The 12,841-nt window shown below is 67.6% G+C and carries 12 protein-coding genes; 5 read left to right on the top strand and 7 right to left on the bottom strand.

Annotated elements, in window-relative coordinates; all coding sequences use genetic code 11:
- Nucleotide 1: 1 nt before the first annotated feature.
- Nucleotides 2-1,129: a hypothetical protein gene (locus tag G6N23_RS02000; protein ID WP_085261536.1), complete on the bottom strand. Its 1,128-nt coding sequence runs from the start codon at nt 1,127-1,129 to the stop codon at nt 2-4.
- Between the two features lie 92 nt (nt 1,130-1,221).
- Between G6N23_RS02000 and G6N23_RS01995 the strand changes: the two genes are divergently transcribed.
- From G6N23_RS01995 to G6N23_RS01980, 4 genes are read left to right on the top strand one after another with little or no spacing between them, the layout of a single operon-like run.
- Entirely contained in the window at nt 1,222-2,172 is a 951-nt protein-coding gene (locus tag G6N23_RS01995; RefSeq protein ID WP_085261535.1) for an IclR family transcriptional regulator, read from the top strand.
- Nucleotides 2,169-2,648 carry a nuclear transport factor 2 family protein gene (locus tag G6N23_RS01990; protein ID WP_085261534.1) on the top strand — a complete coding sequence of 160 codons (480 nt, stop codon included), beginning with the start codon at nt 2,169-2,171 and terminating at the stop codon, nt 2,646-2,648. Before G6N23_RS01995 ends, G6N23_RS01990 begins: the two co-directional genes overlap by 4 nt.
- Nucleotides 2,645-3,574 (top strand): TIGR03619 family F420-dependent LLM class oxidoreductase, encoded by a 930-nt coding sequence (locus tag G6N23_RS01985; protein WP_085261533.1) that lies wholly within the window; start codon nt 2,645-2,647, stop codon nt 3,572-3,574. The genes G6N23_RS01990 and G6N23_RS01985 overlap by 4 nt, the downstream gene beginning before the upstream one ends.
- A 9-nt stretch (nt 3,575-3,583) precedes the next feature.
- Complete coding sequence (locus G6N23_RS01980) at nt 3,584-4,300, top strand: EthD domain-containing protein (RefSeq protein ID WP_085261532.1); 717 nt, start codon at nt 3,584-3,586, stop codon at nt 4,298-4,300.
- Here the strand turns inward: G6N23_RS01980 and G6N23_RS01975 are convergent.
- The 6 genes from G6N23_RS01975 to G6N23_RS01950 form a co-directional block, all read right to left on the bottom strand.
- A complete protein-coding gene (locus G6N23_RS01975) occupies nt 4,275-4,544 on the bottom strand; it encodes a hypothetical protein (RefSeq protein ID WP_085261531.1) in 270 nt (89 codons plus the stop codon). The two genes, G6N23_RS01980 and G6N23_RS01975, sit on opposite strands and share 26 nt — an antisense overlap.
- 21 nt (nt 4,545-4,565) lie before the next feature.
- Entirely contained in the window at nt 4,566-6,656 is a 2,091-nt protein-coding gene (locus G6N23_RS01970; protein ID WP_085261530.1) for a RecQ family ATP-dependent DNA helicase, read from the bottom strand.
- Between the two features lie 60 nt (nt 6,657-6,716).
- Nucleotides 6,717-7,745, bottom strand: a complete 1,029-nt coding sequence (gene dmpG / locus G6N23_RS01965) for a 4-hydroxy-2-oxovalerate aldolase (protein ID WP_085261529.1) — start codon at nt 7,743-7,745, stop codon at nt 6,717-6,719.
- A gap of 5 nt (nt 7,746-7,750) precedes the next feature.
- A complete protein-coding gene (locus G6N23_RS01960) occupies nt 7,751-8,680 on the bottom strand; it encodes an acetaldehyde dehydrogenase (acetylating) (protein WP_085261528.1) in 930 nt (309 codons plus the stop codon).
- 10 nt (nt 8,681-8,690) lie between these two features.
- Entirely contained in the window at nt 8,691-9,476 is a 786-nt protein-coding gene (locus tag G6N23_RS01955) for a 2-keto-4-pentenoate hydratase (protein WP_085261527.1), read from the bottom strand.
- A gap of 160 nt (nt 9,477-9,636) precedes the next feature.
- The gene (locus tag G6N23_RS01950) at nt 9,637-10,893 is read right to left on the bottom strand and encodes a cytochrome P450 (RefSeq protein ID WP_234808657.1); all 1,257 of its coding nucleotides are present in this window, start codon (nt 10,891-10,893) and stop codon (nt 9,637-9,639) included.
- 263 nt (nt 10,894-11,156) lie between these two features.
- Between G6N23_RS01950 and kstD the strand changes: the two genes are divergently transcribed.
- A complete protein-coding gene (gene kstD, locus G6N23_RS01945; RefSeq protein WP_085261841.1) occupies nt 11,157-12,839 on the top strand; it encodes a 3-oxosteroid 1-dehydrogenase in 1,683 nt (560 codons plus the stop codon).
- Nucleotides 12,840-12,841: the final 2 nt, after the last annotated feature.

Genomic DNA, 12,841 nt, shown 5'->3' with positions numbered 1-12,841 from the left:
TTCACCCCAGCATTCTGTTGGCGATTTGTTGCTGCCGCTGCGCGATACGCGCTCGCCAGCCTTCTTCGGAAATCTTGTTGTGATCAAAATAGGGCAGCGTCGCCGGCACCGAGTCGACATTGACGAGCTCCACGGTCGGGCCGTCCGCCTCGGTCAGCTGCCGCGACACCCGCTGCCACCGGAACTGCAGGAAACCGCGGCGGTGCGCACACGTCTCGACCCAGTTGGTGACACCGGGATTGGTGTCGGAGACCACGATTCGGATCTTGCCATCCGGATCCGCTTGGGCTTGAGTGCCGTTCAGTGATGTCTGGTGGTTGATGTAGTCCAGCGAGATGTACCACAGGCTGCCGAGTTGGAAGCCCAGGTAGGGCGCATCGGTCACCGGCAGCGTGATCACCAGGGCTTCGTCGGGCCGCAACTCGTAGTGCCCGGCCGACGAGTACTGGGTGGCCAGCCCGCCGGGGGTGAGCCGCGGCGCCACCATGGTGTTGACCGGCAGGTTGAGATAGAACCACTGCGGGAACGCCAGCCAGGTTTTGACCCGGTTGATCAGTTGCTTTCCCGCCGCCGCGTAACGCTTCTCGATGAGCTGGCGGGTCAGCGGCGGCGGCGCGGTGCCGGCGGTGTCGATCCGCGATATCGCCACCGTGCCACGCTGGGCCGCCCAATCGTTGTAGACCTCGCGAATCACCAGTTGTGCCGGCGTCTTCGGCCGGAACCGCCAGGTAAAGCTGCCGTCGGCGGCGACCTCGAGTTCACGGTCGTCGAAGGCCGCCTCACTGGCCGGAACCTGAGCGTCGGTGTATTCGCCGCCGAGCAACTGAAAACTCAGGTCGGTCGTGGTCCCGCGCCGGCCGGTGACCACGTAGTCCTGATCGGGGCGCACGACGGTGCCGAAGTACAGCGTGTCCGGGTTGTCCAGGCCCATCTTGGTGAACGGCCCGGTGCCCGACAGCAGGAACGGGTGGTCGCGTTCAGAGTTGAACGCGGCGTGCACGCACGCCTGGACACCGCCGGCCAGGTACTGCAGACCCTCCAGCAGGTCCGCCTCGGTGTCGATGTGCGGAGCGGCGGCGACCAGCTTCTCCGCCTCGGCGATCGCGGCGGAAAGTGGCTCGGAGTACATCGCGGCAGCACCTCACAGTCAACTGGTTCAATATTGGACCGCATTGGTAGATATCTCGAACCGACTTTAGACGGTCGCGGTAGCATGCGGCAATGGCTGGGTCTGAAAAAGCGGCGTCCGGACAAGCGGCGTCCCGACAATCCGTGCGGTCGTCCCCGCCCACCGAGCGGGTGGTGAGCATCCTGAACTTTCTGGCCCATCACCCTGATCAGCGCTTCGGCCTGTCCGAGCTGGCCCGCCGGACCGGCCTGTCCAAGCCGACCTGCCTGGGTATCGCCACCACGCTGGCCGATGCGGGCTACCTGATCCGCGACGACACGGACAAGGCCTACCGGCTCGGGCCGGGGCTGATCTCCCTGGGCCGCGCCGCCCAGCAGTCGCTGCGCGTGGCCCCCGAGGCACACGAGGAACTGCGCCGGCTCTCGGATGAGTTCGGGACCTCCGCAGCGCTGAGCGCGGTGGTCGAGGACCGGATCACCGTGCTGGAGCTCGTCGCCGCCCCGAACGCGCATCTGGGCGTTCAGGCCGGTCAGAGCTATCCGTTTGCACCACCGGTGGGGCTGATGTTCGTGCTCTGGGACGACGCCGCACTGCAGGACTGGCTGGCCCGGCAGCCCACCATCCCGCTGCGCTCCGAGAGCGAGCGACTGCAACGCGTCGTCGACGAATGCCGTGCCGACGGGTATCTGGTCGAGCGGCTGACACCGGGCGGGCAACGGCTCTACGGGTTGATGGCGGGCCTGCCCAGCGATCTGCCCGACGAGCTGCGGGCCCTGCTCGGTGAGCTGGTCTCCGATATCGGTGAGCGGGTGTATCTGCGTGGCGAAGCCGGCAGCCGGGGCCGCCACGACATCAGCGTCATCTCGGCACCGGTCTATGACCACCATCAACGCCAGACCATGGTCGTGTCGCTGCACGCCCAGCGGGCATTGACCGACACCGAGATCAGCAAGTGGGCCCGCGGACTGCTGCGGACCGCCGATGCGCTCACCGCGCAACTCGGCGGGATCAAGCCTGCGCCGCTGTTAAGTTCGGCGCCATGACTGCGTTGGTCTTATCCGCTGCCGACCAGCTGGAGCTGTCCGGGCTCGTGCACCGCTACGCCGGTTACGTCGATGCCCGCCGATTCGACGAGGTGGCCGAATTGTTCACCGCTGACGCCGAACTGATCCTGCCGAAGCCGCCGGAGCACCTGGAGCCGTGCGTGCGCCACAACGGCCACGCCGGCGTGCTGGCCGCCCTGTCCGCGCTGTCCACGGTGACCCGGACCCAGCACGGCATCGTCGGCGAGTTCTATACCGGTGCCCATATCGGCGAAGCATCCCGCGAGGTGGCGAGCGGGGCGATCACCGGCGTGGCGCACCACTGGGTCGACAGCGGGGGCCAGATCACCGACCACATCTGGTATCTGCGCTACAGCGATGTCTACCGCCGCGGAGGTCAAGGCTGGCGGATCGCGGTGCGCACACTGTCGATCGACGCCATCGAGACCCGACCGGCCCGACAGGTGCGATCATGAGCACACCCCAGATCTCGCTGCAGCTCAAGACTTTCACCGACGATCCCGGCCATGACTGGCACACCACCCTGGCGCTGGGCGCCGCGATGGACGTCGCCGGAGTGGATCGGGTGGTGGTCTCCGACCATGTGGTGTTCGGCGAGAACCCGGACGCCTACGCCGACCCCCGGCTCGGCGGGATCGCCGGCGGACGACAGCCGACCGGTCCCGACGGCCAATGGCTGGACCCGCTGATCGTGCTGACCGCGCTGGCGGCGACCACCACCCGGATTCGGCTCGGCACCGCGGTCCTGCTGGCCGCGTTGCGCCGCCCAGCGGTGCTGGCCAAGCAGTTGGCCACGCTGGACGTGCTGTCCGGTGGGCGGCTGGATCTCGGCGTCGGCGTCGGCTGGCAGCGGGAGGAGTACGAAGCCGCCGGCCTGGCGTTCGAGCGCCGCGGCCGACTGCTGGACCACACTCTGGAGGTGTGCCGGGCATTATGGACCGAGCAGCGCAGCAGCTACACCTCACCGGAATTGTCGTTTGAGAACATCCATCAGATGCCCAAACCCGCTCAGCTGCAAGGTATACCGATATGGGTCAGTGGAACCGTGAACGACGCGGTGGCACGCAGGCTGGCCCGGTTCGGCACCGGATGGATCCCGTGGGGTCCCGCGATCCAGGATCCCGCCGGCGCCATTGCGGAAATGAAGCAACGCATCGCCGGCCTGGGTGGTGACCCGACCGGCTTGCAGGTGCTGGGCCACGCGAAGACCGCCAAGCGCGCGGACGGCTCCCTCGACACCGCGGCCACCGTGGCATCGGCGCCAGCGCTGGTGGCCGCCGGCGTCACCGATGTGCGGGTCACCTGCTCACTGCCGCGCGACACCGACCGGGCCACCGAGCTGCTGAGCGAACTCGTCGAGGCGTTCCGCGCCGCAACCTAGGAGACATTGATGGAGAAGGTCGTGATCATCGCGCGGACAGCCGATTTCAGCGAGGAATGGTGCCGCAAGCTACGCGGGCCGGTTGCCGCGAAGCTGCTGGATCTGGGGCTGCCGGGGCTGGCCGTCAACGTTCGTGACGAACCGGTGCGCCACGCCATGATGACCCTGACGACACTGGACCCGCCGGCCGCCGCGGTGATCAGCCTGTGGACCGAGCAGTATTACGGGCCGCAGGCCCGGGCCGCCATCGCACTGATCGAGGCCGAATCCGAGTCGGCGGCAGCGTATCTGGTGACAGAATCGACGCCGATGGCACCACCGGACCCCGATGGAGGCGCGCGTACGCCGGGGTTGGCCAATGTGGCGCTGCTGCGCCGGCCCGCCGACCTGGACCACGAGACCTGGCTGCGCCGCTGGCACATTGACCACACCCAGGTGGCGATCGACACCCAGGCGACCTTCGGCTACACCCAGAACGTCGTGGTCCGCGCCCTCACCGAGGATGCGCCGGCGATCGACGGCATCGTCGAGGAACTGTTCCCCGACGGCGCGGTGTCGGACCCGTACGCGTTCTACGGCGCGGCCGACGAGGCCGACCTCACCGACCGGGTAGGGCGCATGATCGCCAGCGTCAGCGCGTTCGGCGCGCACCAGAACATCGACACGGTGCCCACCAGCCGCTACCTGTTGCGGTCGCCGTTCATACGCACTGCTGCGACAACGTGATCAGCGCGTCACGCACGTGCGGGTGGCGTTCGAGATAGGACAGCACCGGGTTCGGAGCGCCGGGGTCTTCCTGCCGTCCCTTCGCGTCCAGCTCAGCCCGGACGTCCGGGTGCCGGTTCAGGTATGAGTCGATCGAGTTGCCGAACGTCTGGTCGCACTGTTGTGGCGCGGCGTTCGCTACCGGCGCCAGGGTCAGCGCCGCGCCCGCCAGGGCCGCGGCGGTGGCTCGAATGATTGCGCTCATCCCTCGACGGTACCCGCGTTGTCAGTTCACGCTGGCCAGCGCAAACGGCAGCACCTGCGGTGCACCGGCGGCCCGCACCACCCGGGCGGCCATCGTCAGTGTCCACCCGGTGTCGGCGACGTCGTCGACCAGCAGCACCGGGCCGATACCCGCCGGAAGTTCGGCGGGCGGCTGCCAACAGTCGTGTAGGGCCGCGACCCGGTAGGCCGAGTTTGCTGCGGTGCTCGCCCGCCGGCCCGGCGCATAGCGCAGCGTGTCCAGGCGGGTCAGGCGGCCCAGCTCGGCCAGCCGGTCAACCAGCGACTCGATCAGGATCGGATGGGTGGCTGAGTCAAGACCCAGCACCGCGGTCGGTCGCGTCTGCCATTCCCACCTCGCCAGCACCGCCACCGCGGCGCGGACCACCTCTTCGGGGACCTCCCGGTCCGGCTCGTCGAGCAGCCGCCGCAGCCGGGCGCCCCAGCCCAGGTCGGTGAGTCGGCCGATGACCCGGCCCGGCTCCGGCCCGTCGGCGATCCGGCCGGACAGCTCGACACCGAGTTTCCCCAGCCCGGACGGCCACTGGCGGCGCGGGGTGAGCTCAACGCCGGGCCGCATCAGCCGCTCCCGGGTGGCCGCGGCGGCGGTCGCGTCCACCTCGGCGTCAAACCGCGGCCCGGCGCAGTTGTCGCACCGCCCGCAGCGTTCCCCGGCGCGTAGGTGCGGGTCGTTGAGCTGGGCGCGCAGGAACGTCATCCGGCACTCGCCGGTGTGCTGGTAGTCGAGCATCGCCTGCTGTTCGGCCCGGCGCAGCTCTGCGAGGTTGCGGTAGCGCTGCTCGTCGTAACTCCACGGCTGCCCGGTACCCAGCCAGCCGCCCTTGACCCGACGCACCGCGCCGTCGACGTCGAGGACCTTGAGCACCATCTCCAGTCGCGACCGATTCAAGTCGACCAGCGGTTCCAGCGCCGGCGTCGACAGTGGCCGTTCGCTCGATAGCTCGCCGATCACCTTGCGCACCACCGCTTCCGGCGGGAACGCCAGCGATGTGAAATAACGCCAGATGTCCTGATCCTCCGGGCCGGGCAGCAGGATCACCTCGGCGCTGGCCGTGGAGCGCCCCGCCCGTCCCACCTGCTGGTAGTAGGCGATCGGCGAGGACGGCGCGCCCAGATGGATGACGAAGCCCAGGTCCGGCTTGTCGAACCCCATGCCCAGCGCCGAGGTGGCGATCAGTGCTTTGACCCGGTTGGCGAGCAGGTCGGCCTCGAGCTGCTCGCGGTCAGCCGCTTCGGTCGAACCGGTGTAGGCGGCCACCGCGAACCCCTGGGCACGCAGGTCGGCGGCCACATCGTGGGCCTGGGCCACCGTGAGTGTGTAGACGATTCCCGAACCCGGCAGCGCCTCCAGGTGCGCTCCGATCCAGGCCGCCCGCTGCGCCGGACCACCGGCTTGCACCACCGACAACCGCAGTGATTCGCGGTCCAAGCCGCCACGCAGCACCAGCGTGTCCTGATCGTCGGGGCCGCCCACCCCGAGTTGGCCGGCGACGTCCTCGACCACCCGGTCGTTGGCGGTCGCGGTGGTCGCCAGCACCGGAACTTCTGCGCCCAGCTCGGCGATCAGGCTCCGGATGCGCCGGTAGTCCGGCCGGAAATCATGCCCCCAGTCCGAGACGCAGTGCGCCTCGTCGACCACCACCAGCCCGGCCCGGGCCGCCAGCGCGGGCAGCACGTCATCGCGGAAATCCGGGTTGTTGAGCCGCTCCGGGCTGACCAGCAGCACGTCGAGGTCAGCGTGAGCCACCCTTCGTTGCACCTCGGCCCACTCGGTCACGTTCGAGGAGTTGATGGTGGCGGCATGCACGCCGGCCCGTTCGGCGGCGGCCACCTGGTTGCGCATCAACGCCAGCAGCGGCGACACGATCACTGTCGGCCCGTGGCCCCGATTGCGCAGCAGCTTCGCCGCGATGAAGTACACCGCCGACTTGCCCCACCCGGTGCGCTGCACCACCAGCGCTCGACGACGCCCGACCACCAGCGCCTCGATCGCCGCCCACTGATCGTCGCGCAGGCGCGCCTCGGGGCCGGCCAGCTGCTCCAGGATCGCCTGGGCTTCGTCGCGTTCGATCAAACTGGTCGAAGAGGGCGGGGAAGGCACAGCCTCATCGTGCCGGACCGCCCCGACAGCCGCTTACTTCGCAGCTCGTTCGCGTTGGATTTCCAGGGCGATGTCGATGAGTTGGTCTTCTTGGCCGCCGATGAGTTTGCGTTGGCCGGCGCGGTGCAGCAGTTCGTGGGCGGGCACACCGTAGCGCTCGCCCTGGCGTACCGCGTGTTTGAGGAAGCTGGAGTACACCCCGGAGTAGCCCATGATCAGTGCGTTGCGGTCCAGTACGCACTCGGCGGGCATGGCCGGGCGCACCACGTCCTCGGCGGCATCGGCGATGTCGAAGAAGTCGATACCGGTCTTGATGCCGACCTTGTCGAACACCCCGATCAACGCCTCCACCGGCGCGTTGCCCGCACCGGCACCGAAGCGGCGCACCGAGCCGTCAATCTGCTTGGCACCGGCGCGCACCGCCTCCAGGGAGTTGGCCACCCCGAGCCCGAGGTTCTCGTGGCCATGAAAACCCACCTGCGCGTCGTCACCGAGCTCGGTGACCAGCGCGGCCACCCGATCACGCACACCTTCGAGCACCAGCGCCCCGGCCGAATCCACCACATACACGCACTGACACCCCGCATCAGCCATGATGCGGGCCTGGCCGGCCAGCTTCTCCGGGGACACGGTGTGGGCCATCATCAAGAACCCGACGGTCTCCAGGCCCAGCTCACGGGCCAGCCCGAAGTGCTGGATGGACACATCGGCCTCGGTGCAGTGGGTGGCGATCCGGCAGATCTGCCCGCCATTGCCCTGCGCGGCTTTCATGTCGTCCTTGGTGGCCACCCCGGGCAGCATCAAAAACGCGATCCTGGCGTCCTTGGCGGTGGAAGCCGCCAGCGCGATGAGCTCCTGGTCGGGGGTCTTGGAGAACCCGTAGTTGAAGCTGGATCCACCCAGCCCATCACCGTGAGTCACCTCGATCACCGGCACCCCGGCGGCGTCGATCGCCGCAACGATCGCCGCCACCTCCTCGCCGGTGAACTGATGGCGCTTGTGGTGCGAACCGTCCCGCAGTGAGGTGTCGGTGATGCGGACGTCGAAAATGTGATCAGACATAGCGGTTACGCCCCTCCAGCCTTGGCGGTCGCCAGCTCGCGGGCGATCTCCTCGCCGACCTTGGTGGCCGCGGCGGTCATGATGTCCAGGTTGCCCGCATAGGGGGGCAGGTAATCACCGGCGCCCTCGACCTCGACGAACGTGGTGACCACCGCACGCCCGCCGGAGTTCAGCGACGGCTCGTCGAACTGTGGCTCGTTGAGCAGCCGGTAGCCGGGCACGTAGGTCTGCACCTGGGCGACCACGCTGTGGATCGACTTGGTGATCGCGTCGCGGTCGGCGTCCTCGGGAATCTGGCAGAAGATGGTGTCGCGCATGATCATCGGCGGATCGGCCGGGTTCAAGATGATGATCGCCTTGCCCTGTTGCGCGCCACCGATGGTCTCCACTCCGCGCGAGGTGGTCTTGGTGAACTCATCGATATTGGCCCGGGTGCCCGGCCCCGCCGAAACACTGGCGACGCTGGCCACGATCTCGGCGTAGGGCACCACCCCGCCCTGCTCTTTGACCGCGCGGGTCACCGCGTACACGATCGGAATGGTGGCCTGCCCACCGCAGGTGATCATGTTGACGTTCGGGGCGTCGACGTGTTCGTGCAGGTTCGCCGGCGGGATCACCGCCGGGCCGACCGCGGCCGGGGTCAGGTCGATGGCCCGGATGCCGGCCGCCTCGTACTTGGGCGCGTACGCCTTGTGGACGTAGGCGCTGGTGGCCTCGAAGACGAAGTCCGGCAACTCATCTTGGGCCAGCAGCCAGTCCGCCCCCTCAGCCGAGGTCTCCAGACCGAGTTTGCGGGCGCGGGCCAGGCCCTCGGATTCCGGGTCGATACCGATCATCCAGCGCGGCTCGAGCCACTCCGAGCGCAGCAGTTTGTACAGCAGGTCGGTGCTGATGTTGCCCGACCCGACAATCGCGACTGAGGCTTTGGCAGCCATGAACGCTCCTCTATTCGAAAACCAGCCGGACCGAACCCAGCCCGGAGAAATCGGCGACGCAGTCATCACCGGCGTGCACGTCGATGGCCCGGGTGGCGGTGCCCGGCAGGACGATGTCGCCGGCCTTCAACCGCACCCCGAAGCTCTCCACCTTGCGAGCCAGCCAGGCCACCGCGGTGACCGGGTTGCCCAGCACCGCGTCGCTGCGGCCCTTGGCGACCACCTCGCCGTTCTTGGTCAGCGACGCATCAATGCCTTTGATGTCGATATCACCGGGCTTGACTCGCTGCTTGCCGAGGACGAAGCCGGCCGAGGAGGCATTGTCGGCGATGGTGTCGCAGAGCTTGATCTTCCAGTCGGTGATCCGGCTGTCGATCAGCTCGATCGCCGGGGCGAACGCCTCGGTGGCGGCCAGCACGTGCTCCTCGGTGCAGTCCGCGCCGGGCAGATCCGCGCCCAGGATGAAGGCCACCTCCACCTCGACCCGCGGGTAGAGGTAGTTCGACGCCTTGACCGGCGTGTCCTCGAACACCTGCATCTCGTTGAGCAGATGCCCGTAGTCCGGCTCATCGACACCCATCATCTGCTGCATCGCCTCGCTGGACAGGCCGACCTTGTGTCCGACGACCCGGGCACCCTCGGCGATCCGCTGCCGGATGTTGATCAACTGGATCTCGTAGGCGTCGACGACGTCGATGTCGGGGTGCGCCGCCGTTAACGGGGAGATCGGGACCCGGCTGCGCTCCGCTTGCGCCAACTCGGCGGCGAGTTCGTCGCGGATCTGGGCGCTGAGCATCTTCGATGGTCCCCTCGGGTGTTGTGATGCGGGTGAAACCGAGCCGCTGACCAAAATTCTATAACGTGTTCTAACTTTTGGCTCGGACGGTCTTGGGCGGATCCGGTAGCGACGGAGGGCCGGCGGCGTGCTCGCCGTCGGCCCCCGCCCAAACCGCGAGCTAGGACTTGCCGGTGTAGTCGACCTGCCAGTGCTTGATCCCGTTGAGCCAGCCCGAGCGTAGCCGCTTGGGGCTTTCCAGCGGCTTGAGGTCGGGGATGTGGTCGGCGATGGCGTTGAACATCAGGCCGATTGTCATCCGGGCCAGGTGGGTGCCGATGCAGTAGTGCGCACCGGTGCCGCCGAACCCGACGTGCGGGTTGGGGTCACGCAGGATGTTGAACTGGTACGGGTTGTCGAAGACCTCGGAGTCGAAGTTCGCGGCGCGGTAGAACATCACCACCCGCTGGCCCTTCTTGATCAGGGTGCCGCCCAGTTCGTGATCCTGGGTGGCGGTGCGCTGGAACGACGTCACCGGGGTGGCCCAGCGCACGACCTCGTCGGCGGTGGTCTCCGGGCGTTCGGACTTGAACAGCTCCCACTGCTCGGGGAATTCGGTGAACGCCATCATGCCCTGGGTGATCGAGTTACGCGTGGTCTCGCTACCGGCCACCGCCAACAGGATGATGAAGTAGCCCAGCTCGTCGTCGTTGAGCTTCTCCCCGTCGAGATCGGCTTCCACCAGCGTGGTCACGATGTCGCCGCCCGGGTTCTGCCGCTTCATCTCGGCCAGTTGCAGCCCGTAGGAGATGATCTCCATCGCCGACGCCGCGGGGTCGTAGTGGGCGTACTCGGGGTCGTCATAGGACGTCATCTGGTTGGTCCACTCGAAGAGCTTGCCGCGGTCCTCCTGCGGCACGCCCATCAGGCCGGCGATGGCCTGCAGTGGCAGTTCGGAGGCAACCTCGACCACGAAGTCACCGGTGCCTCGGGCCAGCGCCTCCTTGGCGATGGCCTGGGCGCGCTGCTCGAGCTGGTCGCGCAGCGGCAGGATGTGCCGGGGGGTGAAACCGCGTGAGATGATCCGGCGCTGCCGGGTGTGCCGCGGGGCGTCCTGGTTGAGCATCAGGATGCGCTGCGCATCGATCGCGTCGCGCGGGATATCGTCGTTGAACCGCGGGATGGCGGTGTTGATCTCGCTGGAGAAGATCTCGTCAAGCCGGGAGACCTCTTTGACGTCCTCGTGCCGGGTGATCGCCCAGTAGCCGCCGTCGTTGAAGCCACCTACTCCGTCCGGCTGTTCGATCCACTTGATCGGCTCGCTCTTGCGCAGTTCAGCCAGCTCCTCGTCCGGGATCCGTTCGGCATAGATCTCCGGATCGGTCGGGTCGAACCCGGCGGGAATGTTGGGGGCGGACTGGGTGGTGGGGCTGGCCACGCTGATGACTCCTAACTCAGGGCATGTGAATAAACGATGCATGCTCGTGTCAGTAAAACATGCCTCCGCCGCAGACGAAAGGCGGGAACGCATCGTCGCCGATCACTAAACTGCAACGTGTTCTACTGAAACAATAACTCTATCTGACCTGGCCGGTCCCGGCCAGCTACCCGCAGGGTAGGAAGTAGTCGTCCGGGTGCGCACGACGGTGATACGGCCAGCCAACTGGCGCCCGGGCGGGGCAATTCTATAACGTGTTCTACATGCCCGAGCAGGAGTACGACGTCGTCGTGGTCGGAAGCGGCGGCGCCGGGATGGTCGCCGCCCTCGCCGCAGCCCACCACGGACTGTCCACCATCGTCATCGAGAAAGCCGCCCACTACGGCGGTTCGACTGCCCGTTCCGGCGGCGGCGTGTGGATCCCCAACAACGAGGTGCTTCAGCGCGCGGGCGTGAAGGACACCGCCGAGGCCGCCCGCACCTACCTGCGCACGATCATCGGCGACGTGGTTCCGGCCGAGAAGATCGACACCTACCTGCAGCGCGGTCCGGAGATGCTGTCGTTCGTGCTGAAGAACTCACCGCTGAAGATGTGCTGGGTTCCCGGTTACGCCGACTACTACCCCGAGCAGCCGGGCGGCAAGCCCACCGGCCGCTCGATCGAGCCGAAGCCGTTCAATGCCCGCAAGCTCGGTGCCGACCTGGCCGGCCTGGAACCGCCTTACGGCAAGGTGCCGCTGAATGTCGTTGTCATGCAGCAGGACTACGTCCGGCTCAACCAGCTCAAGCGCCACCCCCGCGGTGTGCTGCGCAGCCTGAAGGTCGGCGCCCGCACCATGTGGGCCCAGGCCACCGGTAAGAATCTGGTCGGCATGGGCCGCGCTCTGATCGCCCCGCTGCGGATCGGCCTGCGCGACGCCGGCGTTCCGGTCGAGTTGAACACCGCGCTGACCGACCTCTACGTCTCCGACGGCGTGGTCCGCGGCGTCTACGTCCGCGACAGCAATGCTTCGGAGTCGAGCGAGCCGCGGCTGATCCGGGCGCGACGCGGGGTCATCCTCGCCAGCGGCGGATTCGAGCACAACGAGCAGATGCGGGTGAAGTACCAGCGCGCTCCCATCACCACCGAGTGGACCGTCGGGGCGAAGGCCAACACCGGCGAGGGAATCCTGGCCGGCGAGAAGCTGGGTGCCGCACTGGACATCATGGAGGACTCCTGGTGGGGCCCGACGGTGCCGCTGCCGGGCGCACCGTGGTTCGCGCTCTCGGAGCGCAACTCACCCGGCTCGATCATCGTGAACATGGCCGGTAAGCGGTTTATGAACGAGTCGATGCCCTACGTCGAGGCGTGCCACCACATGTACGGCGGCGAATACGGGCAGGGACCCGGCCCCGGCGAGAACATCCCGGCCTGGCTGGTGTTCGACCAGCGTTACCGCAACAACTACATCTTTGCGGGATTGCAGCCGGGACAACGGATTCCGAAGAAATGGCTGGAGTCGGGCGTGATCGTCTCCGCGGATACCCTGGAGGAGCTGGCGGCAAAGATGGGTGTGCCGGCCGTGGGGTTGACCGCGACCGTCGAACGGTTCAACGAGTTCGCCCGCACCGGTGTCGATGAGGACTTCCACCGTGGCGAGAGCGCTTATGACCGCTACTACGGCGACCCTACCAACAAGCCCAACCCGAACCTGGGAGCGATCGCCCAGGGGCCGTTTTACGCGGCCAAGATGGTGCCCGGCGATCTGGGCACCAAGGGCGGGATCCGCACCGACGTGAACGGACGGGCGTTGCGCGACGACAACAGCGTCATCGAGGGTCTCTACGCCGCAGGCAATGTGAGCGCCCCGGTCATGGGTCACACCTACCCCGGCCCCGGCGGCACCATCGGTCCGGCGATGACCTTCGGATACCTGGCCGCTCTCGACATCGCCGGAAGGACCTAGCC

It is taken from the genome of Mycolicibacter terrae (assembly GCF_010727125.1).
GTDB classification, from domain to species: domain Bacteria; phylum Actinomycetota; class Actinomycetes; order Mycobacteriales; family Mycobacteriaceae; genus Mycobacterium; species Mycobacterium terrae.
This window is presented reverse-complemented; position numbering and strand designations above follow the sequence as displayed.